The sequence below is a fragment of the Amorphus orientalis genome (assembly GCF_030814015.1).
GTDB classification, from domain to species: domain Bacteria; phylum Pseudomonadota; class Alphaproteobacteria; order Rhizobiales; family Amorphaceae; genus Amorphus; species Amorphus orientalis.
Genome location: NZ_JAUSUL010000002.1, coordinates 1,344,416 through 1,358,183, shown reverse-complemented (window position 1 = coordinate 1,358,183; position 13,768 = coordinate 1,344,416). Strand labels below are relative to the sequence as shown.

Sequence of the window (13,768 nt, the reverse complement as noted above, 5' to 3'; positions counted from 1 at the left end):
CTCCTCGATCCGCCGATGAACTGCTGAAGTCTCAAGCGTCCGCTCCCTCGCATCGCCCGGTCACCGTCTCTGCGGTTCGTAACGCGGACCGTTGGGCCCGCCGAAGATGACCCGGCTCGGATCGCGATCGATGTTGCTGAAGGTCCGCTCGATCTCGCGCAGGGTCTGGCGGGCCTGGGTCATGACGCTGGCGAAATCGTCGACGCCCGTCGTCGAGAAGCGGGCGAGACCGGACGAAATCGTGCCCGCGCGGCTCTCGAACTCCTGGGCGACGACCTTGATGGCGCGGGCGGCCTCGGTCGCCTCCTGGATGAAGCCCTGGCCGTCACCCTCGACCATGTCGGAGACCTTGTCGACCAGCGTGTTGACCCGGGTGGAGGCCGCGTTGAGCTTGTCGGAGATCTCGCGCGCGTTCTCCGCGACATGGTCGACGGTCGGGGCCTGGGCCTGAAGCGAGTCGGCGAACGTCCGGGCGCTGGTCGCGGCCTCCTTGGCGTTGACCAGGATCGCGGAGATGTCCTCCGAGCGGGCGGAGACCGCCGTCGTCACTTCGCGCACATTGGCGAGGATCGTGCGGACTTCCGAAGGATCGATGGCGGCGATCAGCCCGTCGAGGCGGTCGGCGGCCGGCTGCAGGCTGGTCAGGAGCGAATCGGCGCGATCGGCAACGTTGGTGGCCGACGCCATGAACTGCTCGATCTGGCCGTTGTTGTCGGAGAGCGTCTGGGACACCGTGCGCAGGTTGGCGGCGCTTTCCCGAGCGTCGGCGATGAAGCCGTCGATGTCCTGGGACCGGTCGGAGAGAACGGTGGTGATCTGGCGCAGATTGCCGACCACGGCCTGCACGTCGTCGGGATTGACCGCCCCGATGATGCTGTCCACGCGATTGGCGGCCGGCTGCAGGCTCGCGACCAGGTCGTCGGCCCGCTGGGCGACGCTTCCCGCAGACGCCATGAACCGCTCGATCTGGTCGTTGTTGTCGGAGAGCGTCTGCGACACTTCACGCAGGTTGGCAGCGCTTTCGCTGGCGTTCTCGATGAAGCTGTCGATCTGGTCGCGCCGACCGGCGAACATGCCGATCACGCTGTCGACGTTGTCGACGATGCTCCGGACCGCGGTCGGATCGACGGACTGGATCAACTGGTCCACGTCCGTGAGCGCCGTGTTGAGGCCCTGAGCGAACTGCTGCAGGTCCTCGGCCGCCGAGGACACGTTGGTGATCACGCCCTGGACGCTGTCCTGGAAGCGGGTGAGGTGCTCGCTGAAGGTGACCACGTTGTCGACCACCGTCCGGACGTCCTCCTGGGAGACTTCGCCCAGGAGATCGTCGGCGCGGGAGACCAGCGATTCGACGCGCGGGGCGACGTTGGCGATCGCGTCGCCGGCATTGCTGATGTCGGTGATCAGCTTCGCGAGATTGTCCGAATTGTCCGCGAGCGCCTTGGAGAAGGTCTCCACGTTGGAGACGGTCTGGGCGATGTCGCCGCGGTTTTCCTCGATGATCCTGTTCAGGTTCTCGACGGTCGTGTCGGCCTTTTCCAGAATGTCGCGGGCGCCCTGCAGCAGGTCCTGAATGGCCGAGCGCTGGGCGGTGATCTTGGGCACGCCGTCCTGGGCGAACAGGGACTGGGAGTCGGCCTTGCCGCCGGACAGCGAGATGTAGGAGACGCCGGTCAGTCCCTGGACCCCGAGCTCCGCCTTGGTGTCGGTCTTCAGCGGCGCGTTGCGGTCCACCATCGCCCGGGCGAGGACGGTGGGGGATTCGGAGCTGACGAAGCCGAGATTGGTGACCTCGCCGATCCGGATGCCGTTGAAGATCACCGGACTGCCGACGGACAGGCCCGTCACCGGGTCGTCGAACACGACCTGGATCTCGGTGCGCTGGGTCGAGTTGCCGGAGGAGTACAGCCAGTAGACAAAGCCGAGCGCGCCCGTCACGACCACGATGACGAACAGACCGACGGCAATGTAATTCGCGCGCGTTTCCATGCGTTAGCTTGCCAGCCTGCTGCCACGGACACCGTGAAAATAGGACCGGACCCAGGGATGGTCCGATTTCAACATGTCGTCCATCGTCCCGGTGAGAAGCACGCGCTTTTCGGCGAGGACGGCAATTCGATCGCACACGGTATGGAGGCTGTCGAGGTCATGGGTCACCATGTAGACGGTCAGGCCGAGCGTGTCGCGTAGATTGCGGATCAGGATGTCGAAATCCCCGGCGCCGATCGGGTCGAGCCCCGACGTCGGCTCGTCCAGAAAAACGAGTTGCGGATCAAGCGCAAGGGCGCGGGCGAGGCTCGCCCGCTTGACCATGCCACCGGAGAGTTCGGAGGGAAAGCGCTCCGCGGCCTGGCGCGGCAGTCCGACCAGCTCCAGCTTCAGAAGGGCGAGCTCGTCCATCAGCCGCTGGGACAGGTCCATGTGCTCGCGCATCGGGACCTGGATGTTCTGCTTGACGGTGAGGGACGAGAACAGCGCGCCCATCTGGAAGAGCACGCCCCAGCGCTGCTCCAGCTCCGACAGTTCGCTCGGCGACTGCTGGTCGAGATCGTGGTCGAACACCTCGATCGTGCCGCCCTGCTTGGGGATGAGCCGCAGGATCGTGCGCATCAGCACGGACTTGCCCGTGCCGGAGCCCCCGACGAAGCCGAGGATCTCGCCGGAATAGACGTCGAGATCGAGCTTATCGAGCACGAGGCTGTCGCCGAAGCCGACGGTGACGCCGCGCGCCTTCACGATGACCTCGCGGTCGGAATCGGGGCGACCCGCGTCCGAAGGCGCGCGCGCTTCCGTGGTCGGCTGGTTGGTTTCGGACTCGGCCGCCATTCAGATTCCCATCGCGGAAAAGAAGATGGCGAACAGCCCGTCCACCACGATGACCATGAAGATAGCTTTGACCACCGACGTGGTCGTCTGCTGGCCGAGCGATTCGGCACTGCCGCCCACCTTGAGGCCTTCCGAGCAGGCGATCAAACCGACGATCAGCGCCATGAACGGTCCCTTGGCGAGGCCGACCATCAGCTCGTGGATCGAGACCGCCTGGTGGAGGCGCTGGAGGAAGGCTTCCGGCGGGATCGACATGTAGGTCCAGCAGACCACGGCGGCCCCGGTGAGAGCCGCAATGTTGGCGATGAAGGCGAGCAGAGGCAGCGCCAGCATCAGCGCCATCAGGCGCGGGATGACCAGGATCTCGACCGGATCGAGACCGAGCACCTTCAGGGCGTCGATCTCCTCACGCATCTTCATGGAGCCGATCTCGGCCGTGTAGGCGCTGCCGGACCGGCCGGCGACCATGATGGCGGTCAGGAGCACGCCCATCTCGCGCAGGACCAGCACGCCGACGAGGTCGACCACGAACGTCTCGGCCCCGAACTGGCGCAGATAGAAGCCGCCCTGCTGGGCGATGATCAGCCCGATCAGGAACGACATGAGCGCAACGATGGGCACCGCGCCCCGGCAGGCCCGGTCGAAGTTGGCGAGGATGGAAGTGAACCGCAGCCGGCCCGGATTGAACAAGGCGGCCGCGAGTCCGATCCCGAACGCGCCCAGGATGCTGATGACCGACACGGCGTCGCGGGCAATTTCCTCGGTCTGGCGACCGACCGTCTCGAGCCCGTTCAGCAGCGACACGCTGCGCCGACGCGGTTTCCACTGCTTCGGGACGTGGGCCTCGATCTCCGAGAAGAGCGATTCGAAGCGTTCTTCGACGTTGACCAGCTCGACCCGGATCCCGCGGAACTCCAGTCGTGCGCGCAGCCGGTGAATGAGCCACGTGCCGGCGGTATCGAGCGCCTCCACTCCGGCCAGATCGATCGTGACCGACTGGGCGTTCGGCAGATCGACCGATTCCACCAGGTCTTCCGCGGCACGCGCGGTCTTCAGCGTCCAGAATCCGGACACGGACACGGTGGGCATGTCCGCGTCGGCGTCATCGACGGTGAGGCGCGCCTTGCCAGGTGCCGACTGTACATTCATGCCCGAACTGCTGGTCCCGTTGGATGTGCCCCGTCGGGCATCTGGAAAAGCGTCTCCAAAGTGTTAGTGTCTCGCGCGTTCCGCGTCGAGATCACGTCTCCGCGCGCTTGCGTCATGTTCCCAAATTTGGAGCCACCATGGAGCTCAAGCACCCTTATCTGTTGTTTCTGGGTGACGTTGCCGACTCGCTCGCCGCCAAGACCGCCCTGGGTATCGTCGACTGGCGCCCCAACTGGTGCGTCGGGCAGTGGCGCCTCGAAGGCTGCAAGGCCGATGCCGGTCTGCCGGAGATGGACGCGCGCGCTGCCGCCGAGGCCGGCGCCAAGACCATGGTCGTGGGCGCGGTGAACGCCGGCGGAGTGCTGCCGGCGCACTGGGTCGCCTCCATCGTCGCCGCGCTGGAGGCCGGCCTCGATGTGGCGACGGGTCTCCACCAGAAGCTGGCCGACGTGCCGGAGATTCGCGCCGCTGCGGAGAAGTCGGGCGGCCGGCTTCTCGATGTGCGCCATTCGACGGAGAAGTTCGCGACCGGCAAGGGAACGAAGCGTCCCGGCCGACGGCTCCTTACGGTGGGCACCGACTGCTCCGTCGGCAAGAAGTACACCGCACTCGCCCTGGAAAGCGCCATGCGCGAAGCCGGCATGGACGCGGATTTCCGGGCCACCGGCCAGACCGGCGTGTTCATTTCGGGTCGCGGTGCGGCGATCGACGCAGTGGTCGCGGACTTCATTTCGGGTGCGGCGGAATGGCTGTCGCCGGCGGCCGATCCCAATCACTGGGACGTGGTCGAGGGGCAGGGCTCGCTCTACCACCCGTCGTTCGCAGGCGTGTCGCTCGGCCTTCTGCACGGAGCGCAGCCGGACGCCTTCGTGGTCTGCCACGAACCGACGCGTACGAAGATGCGCGGCGTCGAGCATCCGATTCCCTCGATCCGCGACGTGATCGACCTCACCATCCGCTGCGGCAGCCTGACCAACCCGGACATCCGCTGCGTCGGTCTTGCGGTCAACACGGCCGCGCTCGGCGAGGCGGAGGCCCGCGCCTTCCTGGACCAGGTCTCCGGGGAGCACGGCCTTCCCGCCAGCGATCCGGTCCGCTTCGGCGTCACGGCGATCGTCGAGGAACTGCGGAAGAGCTTTGCTTAGACCATGAGCCGCACCCTCAGCGCCAGAATCGAGAAGTTTCCGATCGCGGGAGAGTTTCGCATCTCCCGCGAGAGCCGGACCGAGGCCACGGTGGTGGTCGCCGAGATCACTGACGGCTCCCACCGGGGGCGCGGCGAAGGCGTGCCCTATGGCCGCTACGGCGAATCGCCCGAGGCCGTGCTTGCCGCCGTCGAAGCGATGGCGGCGGCGATCACCGGCGGGCTCGACCGCCAGGGCCTGCGTCAGGAAATGGCGCCGGGAGCGGCCCGCAACGCGCTGGACTGCGCGCTGTTCGACCTGGAGGCGAAGGCCTCCGGCGTCCGGGCCTTCACGTCCGCAGGCCTGAGCGGACTGGAGCCGCTCACCACCGCCTACACGCTGAGCCTCGGCGAACCCGAGGCGATGCGGGCGGCGGCGGAGGCGGCGGCCGACCGGCCGCTTCTCAAGGTGAAGCTCGGCGGACCCGGCGACGTAGCCCGGATCAAGGCCGTGCGGGCGGGAGCCCCCAACGCGCGGCTGATCGTGGATGCCAACGAAGGCTGGAGCCACGACACCTATTTCGACAACATCACCGCCTGCGCGGACGTCGGTGTCGAACTGGTCGAGCAGCCGCTTCCGGCCGACCGGGACGGGCTTCTGGCGACCGTGCGCCGTCCGGTTCCCGTCTGCGCGGACGAAAGCGTCCACGTCGCCTCCGATCTGAAGGCGCTGACGGGGCGCTACGATGCGGTCAACATCAAACTCGACAAGGCCGGCGGGCTGACCGAGGCCCTGACCATGGCCGAGACGGCCGAAGAACTCGGGCTGACCATCATGGTCGGCTGCATGCTGGCGACCTCGCTGGCGATGGCGCCGGCGGTCCTCGTCGCCCAGAAGGCGGCGGTGGTGGACCTCGACGGTCCGCTGCTTCTGGCTCAGGACCGGGAGCCTGCGCTGCGCTATGACGGCTCGATCCTGCATCCGCCCGAGCCTGAGCTCTGGGGCTAGGGACCGGTACCGGCCGGGCATCCAGGCAAAATGCCGGCCGGGGGAACCCCCCGGCTCAGTCGCCCGGCCAGAAGACCCCTTCCGCCGGGGAGAACGGATAGGGCCCCGGGAAGGCCTCCACGTAGGCCACGTGGGAGACCAGATCCTCCCCCGTCCAGGCGTGGATCCCGTAGGCCGGCGGCTCCATCACGAACTGGGCCGCGGATGTCGCCGTCAGATCGAGGGCGACCTGATGCGCCACGCCCGGCACGATCATGGCGTGAGTGCCGCCGAACGGCGCGACCACCGTGCGGTGGACATGCCCGCAGACGATACGCCGCACCTGCCGATGGGCGGACACGATTTCCGCGAACGCATCCGAATCGGTGAGCCGCGTCCGGTCCATGTGGGCAATGCCCGTGGTGAACGGCGGATGATGCATGGCGATCAGGGTGGGGCGGTCGGGCGCTGCGGCGAGCGTGGCGTCGAGCCAGGCGAGCTGCTCGTTGCCAAGGCTGCCGTAAGGCTGCCCCTCCACGGACGTGTCCAGCGCGACCAGCCGAAGGTCGCCGATCTCCGCCGCGTAATGGACCCGGTCCGACGGTGCCTCCGAGACACCGGGCCAGTCTGCGAAAGCTGACCGCATCGTGCGGGCGGAATCGTGGTTGCCGGCAAGCAGATAGACCGGGACGGGAAGGGCTGCGAGCAGCTCGTGCGCCAGCTCGTAGGCGCGCGGGTCGGCCGTGTCGGCGACATCGCCGGTGACGATGACCGCATCCGGGCGCGAGGTGAGGGTTGCGACGGCCCGAATGGCGCGCGCGGCGAACATGTTCGTCTCCACCACCCTGAGGGCGGGTGTGCCGCGCGGTCTCAGGTGGAGATCGGTCAATTGCACGATCGTCGTCATGTCCGGCCTTGCCCCAATTTGAACGCGTTGACGCTGTTCACCGGCAACGGCTATCACGCAGCGTCCGATCCGGCGAGCTGTCGTCGCACCGTCGCGGGTCGCGACCGCACCCCGTCATCAGAGGATTTCGGCCATATCCACGTCCGCCCCTTCGTCGAGCGCGCCAGAGGGCCGTTCCGCATCCGCGCCGCCGCCCGCATCGGGCGCGATCCAGGCGTTTGTGGCCGCACGCTTCCGCCTGTGCGTGGCGCTGCTCGCGGTCATGGCCGCACTGACGTTCCTGCCGGGTCTTGCGGGCGTGGGACCGATCGACCGCGACGAGCCGCGCTACACCCAGGCGAGCAAGCAGATGGTGGAGCGGGGCGATTATGTCGACATCCGACTGCAGGAGCAGCCGCGCTACAAGAAGCCGATCGGCATCTACTGGCTGCAGGCGCTCTTCGTCGAAGTTTCCGGATATGGCGCCGATGCGCCGCTGTGGGTGTACCGGCTGGTCTCCGTCCTGTCCGCCGCGCTGGCGGTTGCCGGGACATGCTGGGCCGCGCGGGCGTTTCTGGGACCTCAGGCCGCCCTGGTAGCCGGCGGTCTTCTCGCTGTCACGATCATTGTCGGCTTCGAGGCGCGGATCGCCAAGACCGATGCCGCGCTGCTGGCCACCATCGTGCTGGCCCAGGCGGCACTCGCCCGGCTCTGGCTGATGGAGGCCAGACCGCGCTTCTTCGGATTGCCGTTCGTGTTCTGGCTGGCGGTTTCGGCGAGCATCCTGGTCAAGGGACCGATCGTTCTTCTCGTCACCGGCGGGACCATCGCAGCACTTCTCTTCGTTGGCCCGGAGCGCCGGGCGTTCCTGACGCGGCTGACGCCACTGCGCGGCCTGGCCATGACCGTGCTTCTGGTCGCCCCGTGGTTCGTGGCGATCTGGCTGGCCAGCGACGGGGCCTTCTATCAGGAGGCCATCCTCAACGATTTCCTCGGTAAGGCCGCCACCGGCCAGGAGGGCCACTGGGCGCCGCCGCTGGCGCACATGTTCGTCTCGGTGGGGACGGCATGGCCGCTGATGGCGCTGCTCCTGATCAGCCTGCCGAGCCTGTGGGTGCTGCGGCGCGAGAAGCTGGTCGTGTTCTGCGCGGCCTGGGTGCTGCCGGCCTGGATCGTCTTCGAAGCGGTTCCGACCAAGCTGCCGCACTACACGTTGCCGCTCGTCCCGGCGCTGGCGCTGGCGGTGTCGGCGGTGCTGGTGGAATGGCGGCGCGAGCTGGGCCCGCGCTGGCTGCGCATTCTGGCGGCTGTGGAACTGGCCGCCATTCCGGTGCTCCTGATGCTGGCGTCGGTCGGGCTTCCCCTGGTGCTGGGTGACCCGATCAGCTGGGTCGGCGTGATCCTGAGCATTGCGGGTGCAGCACTCGGCGTGCGTGCCGCGCTGCTGCTTGCGGCCGACCGCTCGCGACTGACCATGATCGGCAGCGTTGCGGCGGCCTCGGTGCTGCTCGGGGTCGCGGCCTGGGGGAACGTTCTGCCCAAGCTCCAAAGCGTTTGGCTGAGCGGCCGGGTGGCGGCAGCGGCCAAGGCTGCCGCCGACTGTCCGGATCCGACCCTGATCACCGTCGGCAATCACGAGCCGAGCCTCGTCTTCCTGGCCGGCACAGAGACACGGCTGGAGCACCACGGGGGCGCGATCCACGCCATCTCGCAGGTGGCGTGTCCCGTTCTCGCCGTCGACGAGAGCCACGTCGACGAGGTTCTTGCCGACGCGGACGCTGCCGGGATCGTTCTGGAGCGCCGGGGAAGCGAAAGGGGCGTCAACATCGGCAACGGCCGGTCGTTGAACATGGTGATCTATACGACTAAACAACGCTGATCTTTTTGCCGGACGTGCCTGCCAGCCGCCGGCGTCGATCTATCTCCGACTGGAAACGGCCCGATCTTGCAAACGTCTTCCGCGCAGTCCCCAGACCCGGCAGTGTCCGTGGTCATTCCCGCCAAAGACGAGGCGGGCAATCTTCCCCCGCTCCTCGAGGAGATCCAGGGGCAGCTTGCCGGTGTCACGTTCGAGGCGATCGTGGTCGACGACGGGTCGGACGACGGGACCGATGCGGCGATCCTGGCCCTGACCAAAGAGCTGCCGTGGCTGCGCCTGGTCCGCCACGAGAAGGCGGCCGGCAAGAGCGCCGCGCTGCGTACCGGGGTCAAGTACGCGCACGCACCGCTGATCCTGATGATCGACGGCGACGGCCAGAACAATCCGATCTTTCTGCCGAAGATGCTGAAGATGCTGCAGGACGATCCGGATCTGGGGCTCGTCGTCGGACAGCGGCTGAAGCGGCACGATTCGGCGCTCAAGCAGCGGGCGTCGAAACTCGCCAACGGCCTGCGCTCCTGGCTTCTAGGCGACAAGACCCGCGACACCGCCTGCGGTCTCAAGGCGATCCGCCGGGAGCTTTACCTGGACCTGCCCTTCTTCGACACGATGCACCGGTTCTTTCCGGCGCTTGTGCTGCGGGAAGGCTGGCAGATCGCCCATATCGACGTCGAGGATCGTGTCCGGATCCACGGCAGTTCCAAATACGGGGTCCTGGACCGCGCCCTCGTCGGGCTGCCGGACCTGTTCGGCGTGTGGTGGCTTCTGAGCCGTCGTCGACGCGTACCCAGCGCCCAGGAGGCGACCATCGATGCTGATCGATAATCTTGCGGATTGGGCCCACTCGGTCTTCGTCGAGCAGTTCGACACCTGGCTGGTGATCGGCTTCGTGGCGCAGGCGATGTTCTCCGCCCGGTTCCTGATTCAGTGGATCGCCAGCGAACGGGCCGGGCGGTCGGTCGTCCCGGTCGCCTTCTGGTTCTTCTCGATCGCCGGCGGCGGTATGCTGTTCGCCTACGCGCTCTATCGGGAGGATCCCGTGTTCATCGCGGGGCAGGGCGCCGGCCTGATCATCTATATGCGCAATCTCTGGCTCATCTTCCGCGAGCACCGGGCCGCGCTCGTCAATTAGAGCCCCGTCCGTACGGGCCCCGGGGCGGGGCGCGTCTATGCCCCGCCGCCCCGCGACCCCGCGTCAGCCGACCAGCCGGGCGAGGCCCGCCTGCAGATCGGCGATCAGGTCCTCGGGATCCTCCAGACCCACATGGAGCCGGACCAGCGGTCCTGCCGCGTCCCAATTGGTGGCGGTGCGGATCGAGCTCGGGTCCGGGCACAGCACCAGGCTCTCGAACCCGCCCCACGACGCGCCGATCCCGAAATAGGCGAGGCCTTCGATGAAGGCCGCAAGCTGGGCGTCGGTGCAGGGCTGAAGCTCGATCGCGAACAGGCCGCAGGCCCCGGAGAAGTCGCGCTTCCAGATCTCGTGCCCCGGATCGCTTTCCAGCGCGGGGTGACGCACGCGTGCGACCTCCGGCCGGGTTTCCAGCCAGCGCGCGATGGTCACGCCGCTCTCGAAATGGCGCGCGAGGCGCAACGGGAGCGTGCGCATGCCGCGCAGCGTGTTGAAGACATCGTCGGGACCGACGTTCACGCCGAAGTTGTTGCGCGTCTCGCGCAGCGACGGCAGGGCCGCCTCGCTGGCTGCAACCGTGCCGAGCAGCAGGTCGGAATGGCCCGCGAAATACTTGGTTGCCGCCTGGATGGACAGATCGACCCCATGGTCCAGCGGCCGGAAATAGACCGGCGTCGCCCAGGTGTTGTCCATGGCGACGGTTATGCCCCGCGACCGGGCCGCGCCGGCCATGGCGGGAATATCCTGCATCTCGAAGGTCAGGGAGCCGGGCGCTTCCAGGAAGAGGGCACTTGTCGTGTCGCGGAACAGCCGGTCGATCTCGGCGCCGACCGCCGGATCGAAATACTCCACCTCGACCCCGAACCGCGTCAGAACCTTGTCGCAGAAGCGGCGGGTCGGACCGTAAACGTTGTCGGCCACCAGAAGATGGCTGCCAGCCTGGGTGCAGGACATCAGCGCGATCGATATCGCCTCGAGCCCGGAACCGGTGAGGACCGTCCCGGCGGCGCCTTCCAGATCGGTCACGGTGTCTTCCAGCGCCTCGGTGGTGGGCGTGCCGGTCCGTCCGTACATGTAGCGGGAGGTGCGGTTCTTCGCGGTGTTCAGGCTGTCGTAGATCACCGTCGATGCATGCACCACGGGCGGATTGACGAAACCGTGATACTCCGACGGCGCCGGGCCGGCGTGGGCGAGGCGGGTCGCGAGTCCTGCGCGCCCGAATGGTTTTTCATTGGTCATGGCAAATTTTTCATCACGAGCGGGGAAGGGTGGAGGAGTCCTGCGCAGTGATCGGCGCTTTTAGCGTCACGCGCAACCCTTGACCACGGTTGCGTAATAGCCTGAGATACATCCCGTCTTCGAAACCATGGCGACCGGCGGGCGGAGGACCCATCTGGGATTTGAACGCTTCGGTTGCGGGTCGATGACTCAAGCCACGTCACCTCAAGGGGAAAGCAGGGACAATCATGAACAAGATCGTGCTTACGATCGCAGCAGCCGCGGCGCTGGGACTTTCCGCAGCTGCAGCCGATGCAACGACGCTCGAAGACGTGAAGACCAAAGGCTTTGTTCAGTGCGGCGCGAACGCCAGCGGGCTCGCCGGGTTTGCGACCACCAACGACCAGGGCGACTGGTCCGGCTTTGACGTTGACTACTGCCGCGCCTATGCGGCGGCGATCTTCGGTGATCCCAGCAAGGTGAAATTCACGCCGCTGACCGCCAAGGAGCGTTTCACCGCGCTTCAGTCCGGCACGGTCGACGTCCTGGTTCGCAACACCACGTGGACGATGTCGCGCGACACGCAGCTCGGCCTCAACTTCACCGGCGTCAACTACTACGACGGCCAGGGCTTCATGGTCCGCAAGTCGCTCGGCATCACCTCAGCGCTCGAACTGTCCGGCGCGTCGGTCTGCGTGCAGACCGGTACGACCACCGAGCTGAACCTGTCCGACTATTTCCGGGCCAACGACATGGATCTGAACGCGGTGGTGTTCGAATCGGCGAACGAGGCCGTTCAGGCCTATGACGCCGGTCGCTGCGACGCCTTCACGACGGACTCCTCCGGCCTCTACGCCGAGCGCCTGAAGCTCACCAATCCGAGCGATCACATGATCCTGCCCGAGGTGATCTCCAAGGAGCCGCTCGGTCCGGTGGTGCGCCAGGGCGACGACGAGTGGTTCAACATCATCAAGTGGGTCGGCTTCGCGCTCGTCAACGCCGAGGAGCTCGGCGTCACCCAGGCCAACGTCGAAGAGATGAAGGGCTCCGACAATCCGGAGATCAAGCGTCTGCTCGGCCAGGAAGGCTCCTACGGCGAGGGCATCGGCCTGGAGAACGACTGGGCGGCACAGGCGATCACCGCGGTGGGCAACTACGGCGAGATCTTCGACCGCAACATCGGGCCCGACACGCCGCTCGAGATCGAGCGCGGCATCAACGCGCTGTGGACCGATGGCGGCCTGCAGTACGGCATGCCGGTCCGGTAACCGCGTCTGACCGGCGGCTGCCTGCCTGCCAGGCGGCCGCCGGCTCACGACGTCTCCCGTGTCCCATATAACAACCCACCTTCCGAGGGGCACTGATGGCTGTTCATGACGACGGTGCGGGCGCCGCGCCGGCGCCCGCTCGGCGCAACTCGATCATCTACGACCCGAAGGCACGCGGCCTCTTCTTCCAGACGCTCGTGGTCCTGGGGGTCGGCTTCTTCCTCTACGAAGCGGCCAGCAACGCGATCGCCAACCTTCAGCGCCAGAACATCGCGTCCGGCTTCGGGTTTCTGGACGAGACGGCCGGGTTCGAGATCTCGCAGACGCTGATCGCCTACTCGCCGACGTCCACCTACGGGCGGGCCTTCGTGGTCGGCCTTCTGAACACGCTGCTGGTTGCGGTGGTCGGCATCGCGCTGGCCACGGTGGTCGGATTCATCGTCGGCGTCATGCGCCTGTCGAAGAACTGGCTGATCCGCCAGATCGCCACGGCCTATGTCGAGGTGATCCGCAACGTGCCGCTGCTGCTGCAGCTTTTCTTCTGGTACTTCGCCGTTCTGAAGCAGCTGCCGGGGCCGCGCCAGTCCATCCCGCTCGGCTTCGGTACGTCGCTGAACATCCGGGGCCTCTACATTCCCGCACCGGTTCTCGGTCCCGGAAGCGGCCTGGTCATCGCCGCCTTCGTGGTCGCCGTGGTCGGCATCGTGGTGCTGGCGCGCTGGGCCAAACGGCGGCAGATGGCGACCGGCGAGCGCTTTCCCGTCCTGCCCGTTTCCGTCGCGCTCTTCGTCGGGCTGCCGCTGCTCGCCTATTTCGTGGCCGGACGCCCGATCACATTCGAAATTCCGGAACTGCAGGGCTTCAACCTCCAGGGCGGCGTTCAGATCATCCCGGAATTCGTCGCGCTCCTGCTGGGGCTGGCGATGTACACGGCGGCCTTCATCGCGGAGATCGTGCGGGCCGGCATTCTGGCGGTGAGCAAGGGGCAGACCGAGGCGGCCCATGCGCTGGGCATCAAGCCGGGCACCACGCTGTGGCTGGTGATCATTCCCCAGGCCATGCGGGTGATCATTCCGCCGCTGACCAGTCAGTATCTCAACCTGACGAAGAACTCCTCGCTCGCAGTGGCGATCGGCTATCCGGATCTCGTGTCCGTTTTCGCCGGCACCGTGCTCAATCAGACCGGACAGGCCGTCGAGGTCATTTCGCTGACCATGCTGGTCTATCTGGTGATCTCTCTGCTCACGTCCGCCTTCATGAACTGGTTCAACGCCCACGTGGCGCTGGTGGAGCGATAGC

12 protein-coding genes are annotated in these 13,768 nt (G+C 66.9%); 7 read left to right on the top strand and 5 right to left on the bottom strand.

The window, feature by feature from the left end; all coding sequences use genetic code 11:
* Positions 1–60 precede the first annotated feature (60 nt).
* Genes J2S73_RS14040 through J2S73_RS14030 form a run of 3 tightly spaced genes read right to left on the bottom strand, consistent with a single transcriptional unit; the run spans position 61 to position 3,975 of the window.
* Complete coding sequence (locus J2S73_RS14040) at positions 61–1,989, bottom strand: MlaD family protein (protein WP_306886173.1); 1,929 nt, start codon at positions 1,987–1,989, stop codon at positions 61–63.
* 3 nt (positions 1,990–1,992) lie between these two features.
* Positions 1,993–2,826: an ABC transporter ATP-binding protein gene (locus J2S73_RS14035; RefSeq protein WP_306886172.1), complete on the bottom strand. Its 834-nt coding sequence runs from the start codon at positions 2,824–2,826 to the stop codon at positions 1,993–1,995.
* Positions 2,827–3,975 carry an ABC transporter permease gene (locus tag J2S73_RS14030; protein WP_306886171.1) on the bottom strand — a complete coding sequence of 383 codons (1,149 nt, stop codon included), beginning with the start codon at positions 3,973–3,975 and terminating at the stop codon, positions 2,827–2,829.
* Positions 3,976–4,112: 137 nt separating this feature from the next.
* On the opposite strand from J2S73_RS14030, the gene dgcN reads away from it, so the two are divergent.
* Together dgcN and dgcA are read left to right on the top strand one after the other, a co-directional pair.
* Positions 4,113–5,120 carry an N-acetyltransferase DgcN gene (dgcN, locus tag J2S73_RS14025; RefSeq protein ID WP_306886170.1) on the top strand — a complete coding sequence of 336 codons (1,008 nt, stop codon included), beginning with the start codon at positions 4,113–4,115 and terminating at the stop codon, positions 5,118–5,120.
* 3 nt (positions 5,121–5,123) lie between these two features.
* On the top strand, positions 5,124–6,107 hold the full coding sequence (gene dgcA, locus J2S73_RS14020) for an N-acetyl-D-Glu racemase DgcA (protein WP_306886169.1): 984 nt from the start codon (positions 5,124–5,126) through the stop codon (positions 6,105–6,107).
* A 55-nt stretch (positions 6,108–6,162) separates the two neighbouring features.
* Here dgcA and J2S73_RS14015 read toward each other — a convergent pair whose 3' ends face one another.
* Complete coding sequence (locus tag J2S73_RS14015) at positions 6,163–6,993, bottom strand: phosphodiesterase (protein ID WP_306886168.1); 831 nt, start codon at positions 6,991–6,993, stop codon at positions 6,163–6,165.
* A 220-nt stretch (positions 6,994–7,213) separates the two neighbouring features.
* Between J2S73_RS14015 and J2S73_RS14010 the strand changes: the two genes are divergently transcribed.
* The 3 genes from J2S73_RS14010 (at position 7,214) to J2S73_RS14000 (ending at position 9,983) form a co-directional block, all read left to right on the top strand.
* Positions 7,214–8,851 carry an ArnT family glycosyltransferase gene (locus J2S73_RS14010; protein WP_306886167.1) on the top strand — a complete coding sequence of 546 codons (1,638 nt, stop codon included), beginning with the start codon at positions 7,214–7,216 and terminating at the stop codon, positions 8,849–8,851.
* Between the two features lie 108 nt (positions 8,852–8,959).
* The gene (locus J2S73_RS14005) at positions 8,960–9,676 is read left to right on the top strand and encodes a glycosyltransferase family 2 protein (protein WP_306886166.1); all 717 of its coding nucleotides are present in this window, start codon (positions 8,960–8,962) and stop codon (positions 9,674–9,676) included.
* Positions 9,663–9,983, top strand: coding sequence for a lipid-A-disaccharide synthase N-terminal domain-containing protein (locus J2S73_RS14000; protein WP_306886165.1), 321 nt, complete (start codon positions 9,663–9,665; stop codon positions 9,981–9,983). The genes J2S73_RS14005 and J2S73_RS14000 overlap by 14 nt, the downstream gene beginning before the upstream one ends.
* Positions 9,984–10,046: 63 nt before the next feature.
* Here the strand turns inward: J2S73_RS14000 and metC are convergent, their stop codons facing one another.
* Positions 10,047–11,222 (bottom strand): cystathionine beta-lyase, encoded by a 1,176-nt coding sequence (metC, locus tag J2S73_RS13995; RefSeq protein WP_306886164.1) that lies wholly within the window; start codon positions 11,220–11,222, stop codon positions 10,047–10,049.
* Positions 11,223–11,449: 227 nt separating this feature from the next.
* On the opposite strand from metC, the gene J2S73_RS13990 reads away from it, so the two are divergent.
* Together J2S73_RS13990 and J2S73_RS13985 are read left to right on the top strand one after the other, a co-directional pair.
* Positions 11,450–12,469, top strand: coding sequence for an amino acid ABC transporter substrate-binding protein (locus J2S73_RS13990; protein ID WP_306886163.1), 1,020 nt, complete (start codon positions 11,450–11,452; stop codon positions 12,467–12,469).
* Positions 12,470–12,564: 95 nt separating this feature from the next.
* Positions 12,565–13,767 (top strand): amino acid ABC transporter permease, encoded by a 1,203-nt coding sequence (locus J2S73_RS13985; RefSeq protein ID WP_306886162.1) that lies wholly within the window; start codon positions 12,565–12,567, stop codon positions 13,765–13,767.
* Position 13,768: the final 1 nt, after the last annotated feature.

What these genes read in the sequence shown, in the direction of transcription:
- J2S73_RS13990 (WP_306886163.1), top strand. Translation starts at nt 11,450, where the DNA reads ATGAACAAGATCGTGCTTACGATCGCAGCAGCCGCGGCGCTGGGACTT.
- J2S73_RS14040 (WP_306886173.1), bottom strand. Translation starts at nt 1,989, where the DNA reads ATGGAAACGCGCGCGAATTACATTGCCGTCGGTCTGTTCGTCATCGTG.
- J2S73_RS14030 (WP_306886171.1), bottom strand. Translation starts at nt 3,975, where the DNA reads ATGAATGTACAGTCGGCACCTGGCAAGGCGCGCCTCACCGTCGATGAC.
- J2S73_RS14035 (WP_306886172.1), bottom strand. Translation starts at nt 2,826, where the DNA reads ATGGCGGCCGAGTCCGAAACCAACCAGCCGACCACGGAAGCGCGCGCG.
- J2S73_RS14000 (WP_306886165.1), top strand. Translation starts at nt 9,663, where the DNA reads ATGCTGATCGATAATCTTGCGGATTGGGCCCACTCGGTCTTCGTCGAG.
- metC (WP_306886164.1), bottom strand. Translation starts at nt 11,222, where the DNA reads ATGACCAATGAAAAACCATTCGGGCGCGCAGGACTCGCGACCCGCCTC.
- dgcA (WP_306886169.1), top strand. Translation starts at nt 5,124, where the DNA reads ATGAGCCGCACCCTCAGCGCCAGAATCGAGAAGTTTCCGATCGCGGGA.
- J2S73_RS13985 (WP_306886162.1), top strand. Translation starts at nt 12,565, where the DNA reads ATGGCTGTTCATGACGACGGTGCGGGCGCCGCGCCGGCGCCCGCTCGG.
- J2S73_RS14015 (WP_306886168.1), bottom strand. Translation starts at nt 6,993, where the DNA reads ATGACGACGATCGTGCAATTGACCGATCTCCACCTGAGACCGCGCGGC.
- dgcN (WP_306886170.1), top strand. Translation starts at nt 4,113, where the DNA reads ATGGAGCTCAAGCACCCTTATCTGTTGTTTCTGGGTGACGTTGCCGAC.